Genomic DNA, 21,610 nt, shown 5'->3' with positions numbered 1-21,610 from the left:
GGGATAAAGATAAAAATGCACATTAAAGATCGAAGTTCGATTCATGAAAATAAAGAAGTAGAAGCGTTTTGGAAGGAGCAATTATCTTCCGAGGTTCTCGATTTTTCTGTATTTAATAGCGATTACCAACTAAATAAAGAAACACCTTGTGAGTACGTTCAAGTCATAGTGAATGCAGAGTTTAGTAAAAGTATACAAAAAATAAGTAAGTCTCAAGATTTATTATTATTTAGCTGGTTTCAAGCCGCTTTAAGGGTTTGTTTGGCACATTATACAGATCAAGAAAGAATTACTATTGGTATTCCTATAATTGAAAAAAATCTTGAACAAAGTGAGAATCTTAATAAGTTGATTCCTTTAGGAAGTGAAATCCATCCGCATCACACCTTTAAACAATTAGTAAATGAGATTGAACAAACGACTTTATTCGGGTATGAAAATCAGGAGTATCCGCTCTCTGAATTATTAGTTAAACACAATTCAACTCCTTTTCAAATTGTAATCGGGATGGAAGGATTACATAATGAAAATTCACTAGAAGAATACGCAGAGAATAATTTAGCCCTATGGGTACGAAGAAAATGGAATGAAATACATAATGAATTTGAATTTCAAATTTCTTGCAAGTCCCATTCATTCTCTTCTTTGCAACAGTTTGCAAATTCGTATTGTTATGTTTTAAAGCAAGTTTCACAAAAACCGAATTTGGCAGTGAAAGATATTTGTATTATTGCAGAAGAAGAAAAAGAGTTGCTAGAAGGATTGAATACTTTTCAAACGGGCATAGACTTGTTTCAATCATTTCAAGATTTGTTTGAAGCGCAAGTATTAAAAACTCCAGATCAAATTGCTGTTGTTTGTAATGATCAATCTTTGACATATAGAGAATTGAATAAGAAAGCGAATCAATTGGCTTCTATTCTTCAAAGTAAAGGTGTTTCAAAAGAAAGTATTATTGGCGTTATGGTAGATCGGTCATTAGAAATGATTATTGGTATGATTGGGATTTTAAAAGCAGGAGCAGCGTATTTACCAATCGACCCTAACTACCCAACTGAACGAATTGAATATATGTTACAGGATAGTCAAGCAAAATATTTATTTAGTAAGCGAACAGAGGAGGTATTGCCACAATTTGCGGGTGAAGTACTGTATCTTGATAAAGAATATCTTTTCCAAGGTGAAGAAAGTAATTTAGTACGAGAACATAATCCTAATGATTTGGCTTATGTTATTTACACATCAGGATCGACAGGAAATCCAAAAGGGGTAATGATAGAACAAAAATCGCTAGTTCATTTTTTAAATGTAATGAGAGAAAAAGTAAAGGCTAATCAATCATTCTTGTTTCTTGCTAGTGTATCTTTTGATATTTCCTTGTTAGAAATATGTCTTCCTTTAACGCAAGGTTCAAAAGTAGTAATTGCTACAGAGGACCAGTTTGCAACAAAAGAATTGGCTCATTTGGTCAAAAAACATAAGGTGGATTTATGGGAATCAACGCCATCGCGAATGGAAGTGATTTTGAGTGATCCAGAAGGGGCAAATTTTCTAAAAGATTTAAAATCTATTTTATTAGCAGGAGAAGCATTTTCCATTGATTTGGTTGAAAAAATTCGTTGTATCAGTGAAGCAACAATTTTAAATATTTATGGTCCCACAGAAACAACCATTTGCGCAACAGTAAAAGACTTGAGCACTTCCAAAGAAGTTACGATTGGCAAACCTAACCCGAATTATTATTCCTATATATTGAATAAGTATGGCCAATTAAAACCATTTGGAATTCCCGGTGAACTCTGCATTGCTGGCGTAGCGGTAGCACGAGGGTATCTTGGTAAAAATAAACTGACAGATGAAAAGTTTGTACCGAGTCCTTTTACGGCAGGGGAAATGATGTATCATACAGGTGATCTTGTTCGTTGGTTGCCTAATGGAGAACTTGAATATTTAGGTCGAATGGATCATCAAGTGAAAATTCGGGGGTATCGGATTGAATTAAGAGAAATCGAAACTCAATTAAGGGAATATCCAGAAATAAACCAGGCTATCGTTGTTGATCAAGTGTATGGAAATAGGAAATTATTGGCTGCCTACTATGTATCGGATAACAAGGTGTCTTTTGGTGAAATTAGAAAATATTTAAGTGATAAACTACCTGAGTTTATGATTCCTGAAAAAATGATTCAGGTAGAAGAGATTCCATTGAATCCAAATGGAAAAGTGGACAGAAAAAGGTTGTTGGATATAACACAAATGGATTATGTATCAATTCCATACGTTGCCCCGCGCAATGAAATTGAACAAAAATTAGTGCGTGCATGGGAAAAAGTTATGGAGATTGAGGGAATCGGTATTCATGATAATTTTTTTGCATTAAAAGGAGAATCCATTAAAGCACTTCAGGTAATTAATTTATTAAGAAAAGACTGCTTAAAAATAAGTACAACAGATTTTTTTAAGCACCCTACAATCGCTCAACTGAGTTCTTGTGTAAAGTTAGAGCATAAAGAGGAAAAACTTGAAAGTAGACCAACTCATGTTAAAGATTTGTCTAAGCCATTTTCCTTAACAGAAGTTCAGACAGCGTATATGTTAGGACGGAATTCACAGTTTGAATTAAGTGGTATTTCACCTCAAACATATTTTGAATATGAAACAGCATTGGATATCAATCGTCTTTCAAAAAGTTTTCAAAAGGTAATCCATCGTCATCCAATGTTGCGAGCTGTAATTTTACCAGAGGGAAAACAGCAAATATTACAAAGCGTTCCTGATTACGAGATTGAGATAGTGAGTCTCATAGATTTAGATGATAGGAATCAAAATGCTCGCTTACAAGAAGAGCGTTCTCGAATGACTAACCATGTATTCCCTTTGGGGCAATGGCCTTTGTTTGAATTAAAAGCCTTTCTTTTAAAAGAAGACACGTATTTATTATGTTTTCGATACGATGCTTTATTAATGGACGGAGCAAGCATGAACATTGTTGGACAGGATTTGTTGCATTATTATTATAAACCAAATCAAAAATTAGAATCTCTATCTTTTGATTTTCAAGATTACATGTTTATCTATGATGAAATGGAACAAAGCGAAGAATATAAAACAGCAAAAAATTATTGGACAAATAAGCTTCCTGACTTTCCGTTTGCACCTTCTTTGCTGTTAAAAAAGGATCCAGCAGAGATTGCTACTCCTAAATTCAAATCACTTACTAAGATCCTGGACAATGAAAAATGGACAAAGCTACGAAAGTTAGCACAAGAGAAAGAAGTAACTCCTTCCGCTCTACTTTGTACAATATATGGTGATGTGTTGGCATATTGGAGTAATCAACGTAAATTGGCAATTAATTTGACTGTATTTAACCGTTATCCTGTTCATGATGAAGTAGAACAGATTGTGGGAGATTTCACATCGCTTATTTTGTTGGATGTTGATGTAAAACCAGAGCAAACTTTCTTTACTAGAGTAAAAGAAACGCAATCTACTTTATTAGATGGCCTTGAACATCGTCATTACGATGGAGTTAACTTTATTCGAGATTTTACTCGATATCATCAAATGACGCCAAAAGCAGTTATGCCAATCGTTTTCACCTCGATGTTAGCAGGTGCAGGTGCTTTCTCTTGGGAACAACTTGGTTCTCTTCGCTATATTCATGCTCGGACTCCACAAGTGTATTTGGATAATGTTGTAATTGAAAAAAATGGAGAGTTATTAATTAGCTGGAACTATGTTGAAGAGTTGTTTGATGTTGATGTGATAGAAGCAATGTTTTCCCAATTTGTTGACTTATTGGAACAATTGGTGAAACAAAGCGATATAACATCTTTGCAGATGAAAGAATCGGATCAAACTTTAATTGAGCAATACAATGAAACAACAGAAAAAATACCTTCAACTACTCTGTATCAATTATTTACAGACCAAGTAAAACGTACACCGGATGAAGTGGCAGTGGTATTTGAACAAGAATGGTTAACATACTCAGAACTTCATAAACGCTCCAATCAAATTGCCCACTTCTTAAAAGAGCAAGGCATTGGTCTAGGTGACAAAGTGGGTCTTTTAGCAAAAAGGCGAGTTGACACAATTGTTAATATGTTAGGTATTTTAAAAGCAGGTGCCGCTTATATTCCGATTGATCCCGATCATCCTTTAGATCGCCAAACATATATTTTAAAAAATAGCTCATGCAAACTTTTATTAGAACCTAGTCTTTATGAAGAAAATCATTTGTCATTTTATACAACAGAAGATATGCCCGCTATTGCTGGTCCAGAAGATATTGCCTATATTATATACACTTCAGGAAGTACAGGGAAACCAAAAGGAGTAATTATTACTCACCAAGCGGTTACAAATACTATTCAAGACATAAATCAAAAATACGAGGTAAATGAAGATGATCGTATTATTGGTATCTCTTCCATGTGTTTTGACCTATCTGTATACGATATTTTCGGAACGTTAAGCACAGGTGCAATGTTGGTAATGATTCGTGATCCAAGAGACATGCAAGAATTAATCCGTACCGTCGAGCGTAGAGGGATTACAATTTGGAATACAGTGCCTGCAATCATGGATTTGGCATTGGATCAAGTAGGTTCTCATTTTGAACATTCTTCTTTGCGTTTAGTTTTACATAGTGGGGATTGGATTCCACTTTCTTTGCCAGAAAAAATAAAACGACATTTTCCGATTGCAGAAGTAGTTTCACTAGGAGGAGCAACAGAAGCATCGATTTGGTCAATTTATTATCCGGTCAAACAGGTCGAATCACATTGGAATAGTATTCCATACGGGATGCCCTTGGCAAACCAAACGTATTATGTGTTGAACTATGAAAAGAAAATGTGCCCTGTTGGTGTAATTGGGGATTTATATATCGGGGGAGTGGGCCTTGCTAAAGGATATTTAAATGATGAAAAGAAAACAAATGAAGCGTTTGTGTCACATCCTGATTTTGGTCTTATATACAAAACAGGAGATTGTGGAAAAATGCATTCTGAGGGATATATTGAATTTTTAGGCCGCCAAGATTATCAAGTGAAAATTCAAGGATATCGAGTAGAGTTAGAAGAAATCTCTCATTGTCTTCTAACTTATAAAAAAGTCGAACATGCTGTCGTAATTGATCAAACAGATGAGAACGGAATAAAATTTTTAGTTGCATATGTGGTAACTGAGCAAAATATTAGTACAACAGAACTACGAAAGCATTTGCGAGATCACTTGCCAGATTACATGATTCCTTCTTATTTTGTTTATTTGGACCAATTACCCTTGACTCCAAACGGTAAATTAGATAGAAAAGCGCTCCCTACTCCAGAGAAACAAAAAAATGAAGTATTTATTGCTCCAAAAACTGAAATGGAAAAAATATTAACTAGTATTTGGCAAGAAGTACTTAAAATAGATCAAGTTGGAGTAAATGATCATTTCTTCGCCTTAGGTGGAGATTCGATAAAAGCGATTCAAGTGTCCGTCAGACTGTATCGACAAGGATTTGAGCTTGAACCAAAAAATCTATTTTCCTTTCCTATATTAAGGGACATGGTTCAATTTGTTAAAAAGCTAGACCATTTTTCAAGTTCACAAACAAATGATGTAAACATAATGAACGATAATAAAGCTACATTACTAAATGTTAAAGATAAACAACTTAATCAACAAAAACTTACCAAAATACAAGAAAAAATGCCGGATATAAAAATAGAACGTATTTACCCGTTAGCATCTTTCCAAGAAGTTATTTATGAACATGCTACGAATGAACCTGATACAAATGCATATTTTGAACAAACAATTTGGGCACTTGAGGGGGAGCTGGATATTAAACTCTTTATTCAGTGTTTCCAACAATTAGTTGATCGTCATGATTCTTTAAGAACAATAATTGTGCAAGATGAACAAGCAAAACCTTGGCAAGCTGTTTTATATGATGTTCAAATAAATTCAGAAATAAAAAACTTGATTGAGATGACGAAACAAGAACAGCAAGAAGTCCTAAAACAGTGGATGAATAAAAATTTAAGCCGAGGATTCAAAAATGATGAACTTATGACACGTCTCTGTATATTCCAACTAGGTAATAACGAGCATAAGGTAATTTGGAGTTCCCATCATCTATTATGTGATGGTTGGAGCGTCAGCATTTTGATAGACGAATTATTCCAGCTCTATGAAACAACAAATGCGGGAACTACGGCGGAGTTACCTATGGTAAAACCTTTTGAAACATTCATAGACTGGACTTTGGCACAAGATCATGAGAAAGCACGTCATTTTTGGAGGGATTATTTATCAGGATACAATCAGAAAATTAGTATTCCTAAAAAGAAAGTCCCATCTAAAAGTGAAGAATTAAACTTCACTTTTATGGATTTAACATTAGACAAGGATTTGACTAATCAGTTACAGATATTTGTAACTAAAAACAATATAACTATGAATACAGCACTACTAGCTGTATGGGGAATATTACTTGGCAAATTCAACGGAACGAGAGAAGTAGTATTGCCTAATCTAGTATCAGTCAGACCTCCCGAAGTAGAAGGAATTGAAAATATGTTCGGTCTGTTCACAAATGTTTTGCCTATCCGATTAGCATGGACAGAAACGCAATCTTTTGTGGACCTCCTGCAAAAAGTACAACTAGAAACATTGAAATGTAATGAGTATGCATACTATTCATTTGTTGATATACAAAAGCAAAGTGAATTAAAAACTGAGTTGACTGACCATCTTTGGGTTTTTGAAAACTATCCAACTAATCCAGCAATCTTTTCTTCAAATGAAAACAGACATTTTGCCATCACAGATTACGAAGTTGTCGATGAGCCACATGTAAAGTATGGAATTATGTGCTTCCCTGAAGAGAAACTTACAATAAAGTTTGGATATGATCAAACCGTATATGAAGCGGCGAAAATACAAGAAATATTGAATCACATGCATCAGTTAATCAATATGATTCTTCAAAATCCCATACAGGCAATCGATGATTACAAATTATAAAAAATGAAAAGGCGAGCAAGAACTCGCCTTTTTAAATAGAATAGGAGTAAACCAAATGACAAAAAACTTGCAGTTATCAGCCGAAGAGATGCGTCAGTTAGGATATCAAGCGGTTGACTTGATTGTTGATCATATGAATCATTTAAAAAGTAAACCAGTTTCGGAAACGATTGATAGTAATATTTTTAGAGACAAGCTAATTGAAACGATTCCGGAAAACGGATCTAATCCAAAAGAATTACTTCATTTTCTTAATAACAATGTGTTTAATCAAATTACTCATGTGGATCATCCTCATTTTATGGCTTTTGTGCCAGGTCCTAATAATTATGTTGGTGTAGTGGCAGATTTTTTAGCAAGTGGTTTTAATGTATTTCCTACAGCTTGGATAGTAGGTGCAGGTGCTGAACAAATTGAATTAACAACAATCAACTGGTTAAAATCAATGCTAGGGTTCCCTGATTCAGCTGAAGGACTATTTGTCAGTGGCGGTTCTATGGCTAATTTGACTGCACTTACTGTAGCGAGACAGGTCAAGCTGAACAATGACATAGAAAATGCGGTTGTGTATTTCTCTAGCCAAACTCATTTTTCTGTAGATCGAGCACTTAAAGTATTAGGTTTTAAACAGCATCAAATTTGCCGAATTGAGACAGATGAAGATTTGAAAATTTCAGTTAGTACTTTAAGAAAGCAAATAAAAGAAGATCGATTAAAAGGGAAAAAACCATTCTGTGTTATTGCGAATGCAGGGACAACGAATTGCGGAGCGGTGGACGCCCTCGATGAATTGGCTGATGTATGTGGTGATGAAGATATATGGCTACACGTGGATGGTGCTTATGGGGCTGCAGCAATTCTTAGTGAAAAAGGGAGGAAGTTGTTAAGCGGAATTCATCGTGCTGATTCTTTGACGTTAGACCCGCATAAATGGCTTTTTCAGCCTTATGATGTTGGTTGTGTACTCATTCAAAATAGCCAATATTTAAGTAAAACGTTCCGTATGATCCCGGAGTATATTAAGGATACGGAAACCAATATAGAAGAAAAAGTGAATTTTGGGGAGCGTGGAATTGAACTTTCTCGTAGATTTAGAGCATTAAAAGTATGGCTTTCTTTTAAAGCATTCGGAGTTACAGCTTTTCGTGAGGCAATTGATCATGGCATTATGCTAGCTGAACAAGTTGAAGAGTTTTTAAGGAAAGAAAAGGATTGGGAAGTAGTAACACCTGCCCAATTAGGAATTGTTACTTTTCGTTATATTCCATGTGAGCTAATATCTACAGATACAATTCATGAAATAAACAAAAAATTGGTGGAAGAAATTAATCAAAGAGGATTTGCTATGCTAAGTACGACTAGATTGAAAGAAAAAGTAGTAATTCGACTTTGCTCTATCAATCCAAGGACAACAATAGAAGAAATGCTTCAAATCATGATGAACATAAAAGCAGTAGCAGAGGAAATAAACACTTCGTCTAAACATCTTATATCTGTTTCTCAGCCTTGATATATTAGGTGAATTTTACATAGCGATAGCCGATTCTAAATAAGAATCGGCTATTGCTAATAGATAATAATACTCACAAATGTATGCTATTTATGAGTGTTTCTCTTGTAAAGATATTAAGCCTTAACCTTAGATACTCTTTTGAAACCAGTCTTTACTGCTTGTATCATTTCGTTCACAGCGTAAATAGATACATCAGCATTTGGATTTAATCCTTCAAACCAGTGATAGGCATTTGGATATAAATGAAATTCGACATCAACACCAGCTTGCGCTAGTTTGCTTACATAGGTTAATGTTTCACTGCGGAATGGATCTAATTGACCAACAAATGTGTAGGTATATGGCAAGTCGCTATAATCTTCAGCTCGAGAAGGCGCTGCATAGGCAGGGATTTGATCCGTTCCATACATTTCTCCTAAATACATTTTCCAGCCAGCTTCATTTGCCTTTTGATTCCAAACAAACCCCTCTTTAATTTCATTGGCCGAAGGTGTATTATTTCGCTCATCAATCATTGGATAGAGTGGCATTTGTAAACAAATCGAAGGATATTTTCGATCTCGGGCTAATAATGATAATGCTGCTGTTAGCCCACCTCCAGCGCTTACTCCTGCAACCCCAATTCGATTCGAATCAATGTTTAATGACTCTGCATTATCAGCAATCCATTTTAAAGCTGTATAACAATCCTCGATTGGTGCTGGATAAGGATGTTCAGGAGCTAAGCGATAGTCTACAGATACGACCACACAGCCAGCTTCTTTTGCAAACCTCATACAAGTATCATCGTTATCATCTATAGAACCTAAGATATAACCACCACCATGTATCCATAATAAGACAGGTAAAGATTCATGATTTGATTTTGGACGGTAAATTCTTAATGGTAACGGATTAGCATCTGGTCCAACAATAACTTTATCTGTTAACGAAAGGGAGTCATCAACAACGGTAGGTGGTCTCATTTGAGCTATTCCTTCTCTGATTGATTGCAAGTTTTCCGGGCGTAAATCGAGATCCGGAAACATCTCTAACCCTTGTAATAATTCTGGATTTACTCTATTTTTCATTTTAGCACCTCTATTTGTAATTGTTTTCAAATAAATGAAGTGTATTCTAAGTAGTTTAATTGTGAAAGAACACCACAATTAAATTGTAAATTGAATATGTTATCGCAGTCAACAGAATATTCAGAAATTAAAACCTTTCTCAAGAAGGAGTTTCACGCAACTAATAATATAAGTAGTGGATTTAGGAACAAAGTGTTTTCATGTCGTTGTACTTATGTACACTTAGTTTTCTAACTAAACCAAGTGATGATCTTTTTTATTTTAATGACATTTTAATGGAAAAAAGATTAGCGGAATTAAACAGTTTGAAAGTAGGAGACAAAATTAAAGTGCAATCAGAGGATAAGAAGGAAACCCTTGAAGTTGAAATTATCGGTATTTAAGAAACTGTGCATGTTCCTGTAAACCACCATACACCGCTGTATAAGGACTCTTACCAGTATAATAAGTATCAGGATTAAACGCCGCTTTAGATTCTTCAGTAAACATGAAAAATGACAAAACTGTAAGAATGCCCGAATGTTTGTAAGAAAGTTCGATGTTTTCCTTTTTCTTTTTTTATTATAGTGAAAAAGAAGAAAGAAGAAAGAAGAAAGAAGAAGGAGATGTCATGCTCATGGTGATACTTATTTTTATGAAAATTTTAAAAACGTGGGAGGGGAAGGAAGATGAAGTCTTCTCAACTCGTGTTTATAAACGTTAGTCGAAATTTACGAAGGTATGCCGCTTATTTTTTAAGTGAAAACGTCATGTTAGAGGAAAAAAACAGTACACTCACCTAGTTAAGAAGCAGTTAAGTTCCATTTAACCCTTTTTTCCCCATAATAAAATTATAAGCGTACAAGAAGGTTGGTATTTTTAGATGAGTACAATAATCAAAACTATTCATGTAATGAAGGAATATGGCAATCAGTTAAATACCTTATTATAAAGGAGGGATTTGAAAATGTCTTTTTCACAATTCAATATTGATATTTTCCGAGCAATTAATGATTTAGGTAAACAATATTCATTTCTAAACTCAACCATGGTATTTTTGGCAGAATATATGGTATATATTTTCGCTTTAATTGTTTTAGCTTATTGGTTTACTAGGTCCAGAAAAAGTAGGATGATGGTTATTCAAGCGATGGTTGCTTTTGTAATTGCTGAGGTGATTGGAAAAATAGCAGGGAAATTTCATTTAAATTATCAACCGTTTGCAGTATTGCCTGATGTAAATAAACTTGTAGACCATACTGTAGACAATTCATTTCCTAGTGACCATACGATTCTCTTTTTTTCAATTTGTTTTTCGTTTTGGCTTGTTCGTAAAAAAACTGGATGGTTATGGCTTATACTTGCATTTTGTGTAGCGATTTCTCGTATTTGGGTAGGGGTTCATTATCCATTTGACGTTGCAATAGGGGCTTTAATAGGATGTGTTTCAGCGTTATTTTCGTATTGGTTAGTACCGAAATTTTCTTTTATCAATCAATTACTTACTCTATATGAAAGAGTAGAGAAACATGTTTTACCACCCAAAAACAAATCAAATGGATTTTGAGTATCCCTCTTTCTATATAGATAACAATGAAGGTAATATCGCAAAACATTTAGTTAATTTGTATTGTAGAAATTTAGAAGGGAAAGAGGATATAAAAAAACGTATTAAATTACATATGCTTCATCAACGACTTCTAGATTGGAGTTGTGCAAAAGCAATGAATATGGTCACCTGGGATAATGGGCTTCCATTTTATGAATGGGTAGAATCGTACACGGATTCAGTAGCATATCTTATTGATTAAAATAGAAATGCCTTTATCAAGTCAACATTTTGAATGGGCCGATATATTCAATGCACTTATTTACATCCATAAATACTTTCCCGTAAACATTTTATAAGTATTGTTATTGCAGAATTAAACCCACAATCATAATTAAACTAAATAGTATCAACCAACCAAACGCACAATAACCGAAAATTCTAATCCATATAGGTAATTGATTCATGTTAACTCTATTTGTGGGAACTCCTTGCATAAAAAACATCATTTTTTGATCTCTATCCCTATTATTTTGTTGTTCATACATAATATCATCACCTTTCTAGAACTATTGTGTTTATAGTATATCAGTCTGAAGAAAATTATGTATAAGGTCTAGTTTGCATATTATGTGGTGGATTTTATAAATATCGAAAAAAAGTCCTACATAAATAGGACTTTTTTTCTTCAATTATTAAATTGACCAAATCGATGCTTCTGTTGCTCCTCCTAGTGAAACTACTTCTGCAATCGGAAATTTACTGGATATATATTAGAACCAAGATAACGTTCTTTTATAATTTGTAAATGATGAAGCTCATGACCAGCAATGATGTATGCTAATGCACGAACTGTAACTTCAGATTGGTTCGCGTTTCCTCTTTGTAACCAAGCGTCTTTATCTAAACTTTTAAGTAAATGTACGGTAGATTGGCGAACAACTATTAAATTCTCAAGAAGATCTTGCATAGATTGCTTGTTGAAAGCAGCTTTAAGAACATACATATCATCGTTATAGCCTGGAAGTTCTGTTTTCTCGCCTCGAGCGATAGATAGCAAGCGATACGCCATAATACGTTCTGTATCTGCTATATGACCAATTACTTCTTTTATACTCCATTTACTAGGAGCATATCGGAAAATTCCCTCACTATCAGAAATCTTCTTTAATAAACGGTTCGTTTCCTGTATCTGTTGTTCTAGAATATGTATGATATTTCCGTCTGATACCAAGTTAATATACGTTGCATAATACGGGTTATATTCACTTGCCTTTGGTCTTATTTGCATACGAATCCTCCTTTGTTTTCAATCTTTAAGTACAGATTATCATAAAAGGGGGTCGAATTAATCTGAAAATTTGAAGTTGAAATTAAAAATATTGTATTTTTCTAAAGAATTTACATGCTTACATAACAAGGTGAAATAGTTTCTTTTATATTAAATAACAAACAGAAAAAGGACTTTCGATATGAGTGATAAAACAATAGTTTTAGAATCATTGTTTGATGAATTCCCGCCGAAGTATAGGTTGCAACGCAATTATATCCAAGATTTTTGGAATAATAATTTCCCTAAATGTTTTTCAATAGACAAAAATACTATTCATTTCTTAAATCATATAAAGAAGCACTTTGAAGTTGGAATTATAACAAATGGCTCAACTCAAAGGCAAAAGGCTAAAATAATTAACACGAATTTAAACAATTACTTTGATACGATCATTATTTCTGAAGAAGTGGGATTTAGTAAACCTGATAAACGTATATTCGAACTAGCATTAAATAAGCTAAATTTACAGCCGGAAAATACTTTATTTGTTGGGGATGACTTAGAAAAGGATATTGCTGGTCCTCAAAATGCAAATATAAAAGGTGTGTGGTTTAACCCTCAGAAAATCAAGAATACAACCAAAATACAACCATATGCCGAGATTAACACTTTGGATAGTTTGTTAAGTTATGTTTCACCACAATATTTTTTTAACAAGTAAAATTAATTTCATTGACCGTATTAGTATTAAAAAATATATATTTACAATAAAAAATAAAGGCGATTTTAATAGCTGTGGCTAATTTAATCTATGATTAATACGAAGTTTTGTAAAACAATTTTACTCATACTGTGTAAATTATAAAGAGGTGGGACTATGGAAATAAAGAAAGTAGTAATCGATGGAATCAATATTGCGGTCATTAGAAATGATAAGGTATTAATATCCGATGTTCAATCTGCATTAGATACTATGGCAACTGTTCAATATGAGGTAGATGCGAAGCATATTATTATCCATAAATCTTTATTGAGTGAAGATTTCTTTGATCTAAAAACACGTCTTGCCGGTGATATCCTTCAAAAGTTTATAAACTACAAGGTGAAATTTGCTATTGTTGGAGATTTCTCTATGTATACTAGTAAAAGCTTACGGGATTTTATTTATGAATGTAATAAAGGGAAAGACATTTTTTACTTAGCAACTGAACAACAAGCAATTGAAAAACTAAGTACATTGAAGCATTAATAATACCTATAGTAAAATCTCCTTCTTTTTCACGTCCCTTATTATTTACAACATATAAGAACTAATGTTTGTGATAAAATAAGAGATGAATAAAGGGGGAGTTTTTTTGAACAAATTTAATGATGTATTCCGAAATTTAAACAATTTAATTTACAAACCTAACAAATTGATGATTACGAATCTAAAAGAAGAACAGCAAAACGCAGAATATGCAGGATGTTTATTTCACTTAAATCATAAAAGCATTCGTTTTAGAGTATCAAAAATTACCCCTAATAAAATTGGGCAATTTGTTTCTTTTTGGGAGAAAGATGCTAATATGCAAAATCAAGCATTTTCTTATGACGCTGCTCCTGACTTATTAGTTATCACTTGTATTGATGATAATAAACTAGGACAATTTATTTTCCCTAAAGAAATTCTACTTAAAGAAAAAATATTAAAAACGCAAAGTCAAAAAGGGAAGATGGCTATGAGAGTGTATCCAATTTGGGATACACCTGAGAGCAACCAAGCGAAAAAGAGCCAAATGTGGCAACTTCAATATTTTGTTGATTTAAGCGATCATAATAATTTACCTCCAGATAAACTATTAAATTTGTATTCGTAGCTTCTTACCTTAAGTAACCTTGTAAGTTAGACTTTTTGTACCGGTACAGTTAAACGAAATGTACATTGTTTCAGTACCCCATCAAATTTACAATCAGCATATACTATTTTAACTTATACATGTTAAGGGGTGCTGACTATGACAAGTCTAAAACATAAGCTTTTTACAAGATTGAATTTTGCAAACCGTACTGAAGTGAAGATTGAAGAATTAAATACAATTCTCTTTGCATTTGCACACACTATACCATTTGAGAATTTAGATGTTATAGCACGTAATGCGAATACAATTACTATGGAAAATTTACAGAATAAAATTTTAACTACATCCCGCGGCGGACTTTGTTATGAATTAAATACTCTTTTTTACTACTTTTTACAAGATTGTGGTTATGATGTACAGCTTGCTCTTGGTACTGTATATAAAAATGATATACACGCATGGGCACTTGAGGATGGGCATATAACAATTATTTTAAATTATGATAACGTACGATACTTAATTGATGTAGGTATTGCTTCATTAGTACCTTTAATCCCTGTACCTTTTACTGGAGATTCTGTTTCCTCTAAAAACGGTACGTATCGAGTGAAAAAACGAGACACGAGTAAAGGAAATTACGTTCTAGAAAGAAAAGACACGAACGGAGAGTGGAAAGTTTGCCATGCTTTTTATAATCGTATCATTGATGAGGCAGTAGTGAACGATGTTCAAAGAAGAGTAATAGAAGATGAGAAATCTATTTTCAATAAGGGCCCAATCACAGTCAAATTAACGGACTCTGGCCATGTCTCTTTAACAAATACTAGTTTAACTGAAATCATTCATGGTGAAAAAGTAAAACGTGAAATTACAGAAAATCAATATAGAGAGCTTTTATATACTTTATTTGCTATTGAGTTGTGATGTAACAAATAGCTATCCGGTTCTTATGCAGAATCGGCTATTTTATTAACTTTATTGTAAAAATACTATTAAAGTTTGATTTTCTAATTAGATATAATACACTAGAACAGTATGAAAAATTATAAACAATGAATTTAGAATGTAAAGGAAGATTTTTATGTCAATTATTGATAAATTGAAACTTAATAAGTATACAAATATGGTCGTAATTAATGAACCTAGTGATTATGACATTTTTACAGGGAAAGAAACTGCATTTTCCAAAGGTCACGATGCTATTTTTATTTTTGTAGAAACACTTGATGAAATGGTGAAACAAACGAATTATATTATTAGTAATAAAGAATTACTAATTGAAAAAGGCTATATATTCTTCGCATATCCGAAAAAAGGTAATTCTCGTTACAGTACGTTTATTCACCGAGATGAAATGTTTCCAGCATTAAACGTTGGCGAAGATGGTTATGTAGGACAGAGTGATATTAAGTTTGCACGAATGGTAAGTATGGACGATGTCTTTACTGTTGTAGGCTTAAAGCGTGAAAAGAAAAAAGAGAAGAAAACGCCTGCTATGAGTCAATGTGTTGCTGATTATGCAGATCGTATTAAAGATGTTGAAGCATTATTGGCTAATCATCCAAATGAACTTACGTTTTATCAAAGTTTAACACCTGGATATCAAAAAGATTGGGCACGTAATTTATTTTCTGTAAAACAAGAAAAAACACGCGATAAACGTCTTGAGAAAATGATTGAAATCCTTTCACAAGGCTACAAAACAATTGAACTATTCCGTAAGAAGAAAAAATAACGATTAGGAAAGTCACAATGATGCAACAATTAATTACACTTAGCACATTGAAAAAAGAATTCCTTTCAGTATACTAAAGTATGTTCTTATATTTAAATAATTAGCAAAAGAGAAAAGGTGTTTGAAATGAAATCGTATATTGTAGTTGGAGCTGGTATTTTAGGGGCGTCTACTGCTTATCATCTTGCTAAAGCAGGTGCGAACGTTACTATCGTGGATCGCCAACAATTAGGTCAAGCAACTGATGCAGCAGCTGGTATTGTATGTCCATGGCTTTCACAGCGTCGTAATAAAGCGTGGTATAAAATCGCTAAAGGCGGTGCTCGTTACTATTCTTCTTTAATTCAGCAATTAGAAGCAGACGGTGAAACAGATACAGGATATAAACGTGTAGGTGCAATTAGTTTACATACGGATCAGAAAAAGTTAGATAAAATGGAAGAACGCGCTTATAAACGACGTGAAGATGCACCAGAAATCGGAGAGATTACGCGTTTATCAGCTGAAGAAACGAAAAAATTATTCCCAGCATTATCAGAAGAATACAGTTCTGTTCATATTAGTGGCGCTGCACGAGTAAACGGAAGATTATTACGTAACGCATTAATAAGTGCTGCGAAAAAACATGGTGCAACTTTTATTAAAGGTGATGCAGTATTAGTCCGTGAAGGTAATCATATTACTGGAGTAAAAGTAAATGACGAAACAATGGTAGCAGAAAAGGTAATTGTAACTGCAGGCGCATGGGCGAATGAAATATTGAATCCATTAGGTATCAATTTCTTAGTTACATTCCAAAAAGGACAAATTGTTCACCTGCAAACGGAAAATACAGCAACAGAAAATATGCCAGTTGTTATGCCGCCAAACGATCAATATATTTTAACATTTGACAATGGTCATGTCGTAATTGGTGCTACCCATGAAAACGAAACTGGATTCGATCATCGTGTAACAGCAGGTGGTTTACATGAAGTATTCCATAAAGCATTAACAGTTGCACCTGGTTTAGAAGATGGTACTATGCTTGAAACGAGAGTTGGTTTTAGACCATTTACACCAGGATTCTTACCTGTTATTGGGCCACTACCTAACTTTGAAGGTATTCTTGTTGCAAACGGATTAGGTGCTTCAGGTTTAACTGCCGGCCCATATTTAGGATCAGAATTAGCTAAACTAGCACTTGGCCAAACAATTGAATTAGATTTAAACGATTATGACGTTGCAGGTGCAATTGAATAATAAAAAGATTAGGATTCGCTCCTAATCTTTTTTATTTGGGGTAGCACAACATACCCATCAAGCTAATATTTTTAATTACTCCCATTAAAAATAGGCATCGTTGACTACAGATAAGATGGTTATGTTAATTGAAGACAATTGATTTAAATCGCGAAATTTATATAAAAAAGATAAAATGGAAGAGTGTTTGAAATATTTAGATGAAATAGTGGGCGAGATATGATAAGTATAATTGGGGTGCAGCCGAGATACGTGTAAAAATAGGTCATAGACTTATTTTTATTTCCATATTATTAGGGGTCACCATACATCGCAATCAAGTTAAGGAGACGAATTTCCCTCAAAATGAAAAAACGTTTGCAATAAGACTTATAATGAAATTAAGTTCATGATATATCCCGTCGAGGATATATTATGACACAGTGCTTAAATAAAGGAGTTGTATAAAATGAATGAAAAAGATACAGAAATAAAACGCTCTTCAAAAGCAGAAAACATTCTATCTCAGATCAATAGTAAAACAAAGCTAGGCGACTTACGAAAAATTGCGAAGGACATTAAACAAGATCACGAACTAGCTATGGAACTTTGGTCAACCGAAGAGTTTTTGCCCAGGCTATTAGCAATCTTAATTATGGACAAAAAACTTCTTTCACAAGATGTGCTAAATAAGCTTGATAAGGATATGCAGACTCACACTTTTGATGAGCGAAATAACTTAATGGATTGGTTAATGGCTAATCAACTCACCAAAGACAAGAAGAAAATTGCATTGATGGAGTCATGGGGAAATAGTCCTTCTGCTCTTCAAAGGCGAGCCTTTTGGTATTATCAAGGGCGATTAAGATGGACTGGACAAACACCGCCTGATAACACCGCAGACTTGCTATCTGCATTAGAAGCTAATATTACGCAGGAAGAACCGGAAGTTCAATGGGCTATGAACTTCACCGCCGGCTGGATAGGTGTTTATGAAGAAAAGAATCGTGCACGTTGTATTAAACTTGGTGAGAAAACAGGTCTTTACAAAGATGTAATAGTAGCAAAAGGGTGTACTCCCAGCTATTTGCCGGAGTTTATTACGATTGAATTGAACAAACGACATAATAATTAAGTTACCTTTGAATAATTTATTAGGGTTTAATGCAAAAAATAAAGTCATTTAGTGCCTCAATAATTGTATTATTTCTATAATACTATGCTTCTCAATGATGTATTGTATTATAGAAATAAGTAATATAAAAAGAGATTGAATGATACAAATTAATCATTAAGAAAGGAACGATCACAATGACGAAAGTATCTTATAGTGGTTTAAAATATGGGAAAAGTGATGAGGAGATAAAATTATTGGTGGATATACAAAATGATTGGTTTGAGGTAACACATACCAAGGAAGTGTCTCAAGTAATGAATAAATCAGCAGGTAAATATATTATAGTAAATCGAAATACCTTGAAATGTGAATTTGTTTCATAATACAAAGAAACTGTGAAACAACTAAATTTTAAATAACGGACTAATAGGGGGGATGAAAATAAAAAAAATTTATAGTTAGTTATTTAGTATGTCTCATATTTTTTCTATAGTTACACCTAATTTGGAAAAAGAAAAATTAAAAACCTTGCTGCATATGAAGTGTAGCAAGGTTTTTTAAGTTGTTTAATTCTTGTTTCACTTACGGCTTGGTTTGCTAATACTGTAATTGTTTTAATAACCTTTTGTTTAATTCCCATAATGCTGTTTTGTTACTATCCCACTTTAAAAGCGTTACTGCTTCCTCAAAGCATAGCCATTTATAATTGGAGTGTTCTTTGGATAATGAAATATTTTTTGTAGGAACTTTAACTCCAAAAGAAAATTCTTTTATTACATAAACATCATCTCCCCAAAGAAATTCTCCAACTACATCTTCTACTGGTAGTGAAGACACAGCATCTAATTTTATATAAGGGAGTTCTCTTAAAATACCAGCCTCTTCAAACGCTTCTCGTTTTGCTGATTCAGAAGGAGTCTCACCTTCTTCTCCACCACCAGCTATTCCTTGCCAATAACCATAATCACTTCGATTAAAAATAGCATATTGAATAGAATCATCAGTTATTATATAAGGAAATATTAATACTTGATAGGGTGCTCTCATTGTATAACCCCTCCTGATAAAAAGCTTTAAATAAAGATGAATCATTGTTAAATATTATATGGAGTAGGTGTTCTTTTGAATGAAAACACAACTGATAAAATAAAGATTACAGCCTTTAAACTGCCCCAATACAGATAAACAGCATGATCAGTTAAACTAGCATATTGAAAGATATTCTCTAAACCGAAAATCCCAATAATGACTGCCAAAAGAAAAGCAGCTTTTCCAATAGTACTATTACGATAGAGGGTAAATAAGTATATTGCACATATGAGTGGTACGATGATTTGTAGTAAGATTGCCATGGATTGTCCACCTAATTTGTATTTTATACTTTTATCATATCAAAAAATGTAATAAAAAGGTATGTAAGTTAATAGATGTTAGAAGTAGTGTTTAACATTTCCTGAAAACAGACTTATATGAAAAGGGATATTACGATTCCTTCTCTATAGTTATAGTTTTGAGACTAATTGAACTAATCTAATCATATTCTTCTAGTGAACTACTCACCACTTAGCAAAGCTTGAAGTGGGAGCTACTCAGTTCCACGACGAAAGTAACCTTTCGTCTCCCTGAGCGTTACTTCGGAGCGTTCCATCCCTAGATGCCCAACGCTTGGATGCTACTCTTGGTACGGTTGATATTTTACGCAGGAAGAAAATGGCTTGGTTTTCGCACGCCATTTTCTTCCTGCAACCTTATATATCAAGTTATCAAAGAGCTTCATACAGCTATTTTATCAAAATTTTTCGACTACTACCAAACCGAAATTCGTTAAAAGAATAAAAAAGGGGGTACAGTTAATTGACACAAGTTAAGATTCATTTACGGCCCATCGTTCATAACATAAATTTACCAACTGTAATAAAAACTGCAATACTTCCAGGTGAATCAGCTGAAAGACTATTTATCGCGACCCAATTAGGCGAGGTTTTTTACATAGGTGACGGAGCTATAAAGACATTTTTAAATATTCGTCACCGAATTATTAAACTAGGCACATTTGAAGAAGGTGTTTCTAGTAGTGGGTATGATGAACGCGGCTTGCTCGGACTAGCGTTCCATCCACAATTTAATGATAACGGCTTATTTTATCTTCATTATTCAGTAGCCGGAACCCAAGGACCAGGTGCACTTTCAGAACAATTTAAACCGAATCCGTGTGACCCAAAAACTCTAAACTTAAAGTGGACAAATAGAGATACTCAATATGATCATATTGATACGATTGAAGAATGGATTTTACAATCAAACGGGCAACCTCAAAAACAAAGAACATTAATGAATATAAAACGGCCATTTTTTAATCATAATGGAGTAAATAGTTTAAACTTTTCACCTGAGACTGGAAAACTTGTTTTTACAAATGGAGATGGTGGTTCTGGCTATGATCCATTTAATTTAAGCCAGGATGATTTAGAAATAGCGGGTAAAATAATTGAAATCGATGTAAGTAAACATACGTCCATAAACAATCCTCCAGTAGTTACACGCTTTAATGAACTTCCTCTATCTATACAAGAAGCACTTACAGTAATGGCAAAAGGCGTTCGTAATATCACCGGTATTACATTCCAAAGGTTTTATAATCAATACATCAAATATGCCGGTAACGTCGGGCAGGATATAGTAGAGTCTATTTTCTCATTTGTTCAATACAAACCAATACCAGTTACCGAACTTGTTCAAATGTATGTAATGAGATTAACTCCCAATCAATATGGATTTATTAATTTTGGGTGGAGAGGATGGGAAGGAGAATTACCTACTTCTTTTATAAAGCACTGTTCTGTGAATCCTACTTTGGATGAGAGAATATTGGCTTATTATAATGAAACTATAGAAACATCAGTGAAGCGCATACAACCTCTAATTAGTTATTTTCATAAAGATTCCAGAGCAGATAAGTTTGGAGGAACTTCACTTACAGGAGTGCAGCCATATATGGGAACTGCAATTCCTAGTTTAACTGGCAGTATCGTGTTTACTGATCTTGCTAAAAAAGAAAAATCGCAGTCTTCAGTAAAAGGTGCGTTAGCTTATTCTAGAGCTGGTATGCATGGTAAACATACTGACTTTCATGTTATTGAAACCCATTATAATTTCGGTGAGCAGGCAGCTTATTATATGAGTTTAGGAACAAATTTGGATCAAACTAGATTATATTTAGGAGTTTACGGTTCTATGAAAGTAACTGATTTAAACAAAGGTACTATTTTTGAAGTCATTCCTTAAT

General features: G+C 33.6%; 16 protein-coding genes and 1 pseudogene. 12 read left to right on the top strand and 5 right to left on the bottom strand.

Going from position 1 to position 21,610, the window contains the following annotated elements; translation table 11 throughout:
* Positions 1–15 precede the first annotated feature (15 nt).
* Together FS742_RS05715 and FS742_RS05710 are read left to right on the top strand one after the other, a co-directional pair.
* Positions 16–7,026, top strand: a complete 7,011-nt coding sequence (locus FS742_RS05715) for a non-ribosomal peptide synthetase (RefSeq protein WP_144611548.1) — start codon at positions 16–18, stop codon at positions 7,024–7,026.
* 55 nt (positions 7,027–7,081) lie between these two features.
* On the top strand, positions 7,082–8,536 hold the full coding sequence (locus FS742_RS05710) for a pyridoxal phosphate-dependent decarboxylase family protein (RefSeq protein WP_144611547.1): 1,455 nt from the start codon (positions 7,082–7,084) through the stop codon (positions 8,534–8,536).
* A gap of 116 nt (positions 8,537–8,652) precedes the next feature.
* Here FS742_RS05710 and FS742_RS05705 read toward each other — a convergent pair whose 3' ends face one another.
* Complete coding sequence (locus FS742_RS05705; protein WP_144611546.1) at positions 8,653–9,609, bottom strand: alpha/beta hydrolase; 957 nt, start codon at positions 9,607–9,609, stop codon at positions 8,653–8,655.
* Positions 9,610–10,555: 946 nt separating this feature from the next.
* Here FS742_RS05705 and FS742_RS05690 point away from each other — a divergent pair.
* Entirely contained in the window at positions 10,556–11,155 is a 600-nt protein-coding gene (locus tag FS742_RS05690; RefSeq protein ID WP_144611544.1) for an undecaprenyl-diphosphatase, read from the top strand.
* Positions 11,156–11,502: 347 nt separating this feature from the next.
* On the opposite strand, the gene FS742_RS05680 is transcribed toward FS742_RS05690, so the two are convergent.
* Both FS742_RS05680 and FS742_RS05675 read right to left on the bottom strand, forming a co-directional pair.
* Positions 11,503–11,685 (bottom strand): hypothetical protein, encoded by a 183-nt coding sequence (locus tag FS742_RS05680; protein ID WP_144611543.1) that lies wholly within the window; start codon positions 11,683–11,685, stop codon positions 11,503–11,505.
* Positions 11,686–11,876: 191 nt separating this feature from the next.
* Complete coding sequence (locus tag FS742_RS05675; protein WP_144611542.1) at positions 11,877–12,428, bottom strand: DinB family protein; 552 nt, start codon at positions 12,426–12,428, stop codon at positions 11,877–11,879.
* A gap of 184 nt (positions 12,429–12,612) precedes the next feature.
* Between FS742_RS05675 and FS742_RS05670 the strand changes: the two are divergent.
* The 8 genes and pseudogenes from FS742_RS05670 to FS742_RS05635 form a co-directional block, all read left to right on the top strand.
* Positions 12,613–13,131: pseudogene (locus FS742_RS05670) on the top strand (HAD family hydrolase); the annotation flags it as partial.
* Between the two features lie 156 nt (positions 13,132–13,287).
* Positions 13,288–13,659: a DUF4180 domain-containing protein gene (locus FS742_RS05665; RefSeq protein ID WP_144611541.1), complete on the top strand. Its 372-nt coding sequence runs from the start codon at positions 13,288–13,290 to the stop codon at positions 13,657–13,659.
* Positions 13,660–13,765: 106 nt separating this feature from the next.
* Positions 13,766–14,269 (top strand): MepB family protein, encoded by a 504-nt coding sequence (locus tag FS742_RS05660; protein ID WP_144611540.1) that lies wholly within the window; start codon positions 13,766–13,768, stop codon positions 14,267–14,269.
* A gap of 138 nt (positions 14,270–14,407) precedes the next feature.
* The gene (locus FS742_RS05655) at positions 14,408–15,175 is read left to right on the top strand and encodes an arylamine N-acetyltransferase family protein (RefSeq protein ID WP_144611539.1); all 768 of its coding nucleotides are present in this window, start codon (positions 14,408–14,410) and stop codon (positions 15,173–15,175) included.
* A gap of 157 nt (positions 15,176–15,332) precedes the next feature.
* Complete coding sequence (locus FS742_RS05650; RefSeq protein ID WP_144611538.1) at positions 15,333–15,986, top strand: YdeI/OmpD-associated family protein; 654 nt, start codon at positions 15,333–15,335, stop codon at positions 15,984–15,986.
* A gap of 126 nt (positions 15,987–16,112) precedes the next feature.
* Entirely contained in the window at positions 16,113–17,228 is a 1,116-nt protein-coding gene (locus FS742_RS05645; protein WP_144611537.1) for an NAD(P)/FAD-dependent oxidoreductase, read from the top strand.
* A 448-nt stretch (positions 17,229–17,676) separates the two neighbouring features.
* Positions 17,677–18,342: a DNA alkylation repair protein gene (locus FS742_RS05640; protein WP_144611536.1), complete on the top strand. Its 666-nt coding sequence runs from the start codon at positions 17,677–17,679 to the stop codon at positions 18,340–18,342.
* 176 nt (positions 18,343–18,518) lie between these two features.
* A complete protein-coding gene (locus FS742_RS05635; RefSeq protein ID WP_144611535.1) occupies positions 18,519–18,707 on the top strand; it encodes a hypothetical protein in 189 nt (62 codons plus the stop codon).
* Between the two features lie 214 nt (positions 18,708–18,921).
* On the opposite strand, the gene FS742_RS05630 is transcribed toward FS742_RS05635, so the two are convergent.
* Together FS742_RS05630 and FS742_RS05625 are read right to left on the bottom strand one after the other, a co-directional pair.
* Positions 18,922–19,371: an NUDIX hydrolase gene (locus FS742_RS05630; protein ID WP_144611534.1), complete on the bottom strand. Its 450-nt coding sequence runs from the start codon at positions 19,369–19,371 to the stop codon at positions 18,922–18,924.
* Positions 19,372–19,418: 47 nt separating this feature from the next.
* Entirely contained in the window at positions 19,419–19,676 is a 258-nt protein-coding gene (locus FS742_RS05625) for a hypothetical protein (protein WP_144611533.1), read from the bottom strand.
* Positions 19,677–20,178: 502 nt separating this feature from the next.
* On the opposite strand from FS742_RS05625, the gene FS742_RS05620 reads away from it, so the two are divergent.
* Positions 20,179–21,609: a PQQ-dependent sugar dehydrogenase gene (locus FS742_RS05620; protein WP_144611532.1), complete on the top strand. Its 1,431-nt coding sequence runs from the start codon at positions 20,179–20,181 to the stop codon at positions 21,607–21,609.
* Position 21,610 lies beyond the last annotated feature (1 nt).

The organism is Bacillus cereus (assembly GCF_007678085.1).
Lineage (GTDB): Bacteria > Bacillota > Bacilli > Bacillales > Bacillaceae_G > Bacillus_A > Bacillus_A cereus_BE.
The sequence above is the reverse complement of the archived record's forward strand: the minus strand, read 5'-3'. Positions and strand labels throughout refer to the sequence as shown.

Coding starts and splice junctions, on each gene's coding strand:
- FS742_RS05715 (WP_144611548.1), top strand. CDS start 16: ATGCACATTAAAGATCGAAGTTCGATTCATGAAAATAAAGAAGTAGAA.
- FS742_RS05710 (WP_144611547.1), top strand. CDS start 7,082: ATGACAAAAAACTTGCAGTTATCAGCCGAAGAGATGCGTCAGTTAGGA.
- FS742_RS05705 (WP_144611546.1), bottom strand. CDS start 9,609: ATGAAAAATAGAGTAAATCCAGAATTATTACAAGGGTTAGAGATGTTT.
- FS742_RS05690 (WP_144611544.1), top strand. CDS start 10,556: ATGTCTTTTTCACAATTCAATATTGATATTTTCCGAGCAATTAATGAT.
- FS742_RS05680 (WP_144611543.1), bottom strand. CDS start 11,685: ATGTATGAACAACAAAATAATAGGGATAGAGATCAAAAAATGATGTTT.
- FS742_RS05675 (WP_144611542.1), bottom strand. CDS start 12,428: ATGCAAATAAGACCAAAGGCAAGTGAATATAACCCGTATTATGCAACG.
- FS742_RS05665 (WP_144611541.1), top strand. CDS start 13,288: ATGGAAATAAAGAAAGTAGTAATCGATGGAATCAATATTGCGGTCATT.
- FS742_RS05655 (WP_144611539.1), top strand. CDS start 14,408: ATGACAAGTCTAAAACATAAGCTTTTTACAAGATTGAATTTTGCAAAC.
- FS742_RS05650 (WP_144611538.1), top strand. CDS start 15,333: ATGTCAATTATTGATAAATTGAAACTTAATAAGTATACAAATATGGTC.
- FS742_RS05645 (WP_144611537.1), top strand. CDS start 16,113: ATGAAATCGTATATTGTAGTTGGAGCTGGTATTTTAGGGGCGTCTACT.
- FS742_RS05640 (WP_144611536.1), top strand. CDS start 17,677: ATGAATGAAAAAGATACAGAAATAAAACGCTCTTCAAAAGCAGAAAAC.
- FS742_RS05635 (WP_144611535.1), top strand. CDS start 18,519: ATGACGAAAGTATCTTATAGTGGTTTAAAATATGGGAAAAGTGATGAG.
- FS742_RS05630 (WP_144611534.1), bottom strand. CDS start 19,371: ATGAGAGCACCCTATCAAGTATTAATATTTCCTTATATAATAACTGAT.
- FS742_RS05625 (WP_144611533.1), bottom strand. CDS start 19,676: ATGGCAATCTTACTACAAATCATCGTACCACTCATATGTGCAATATAC.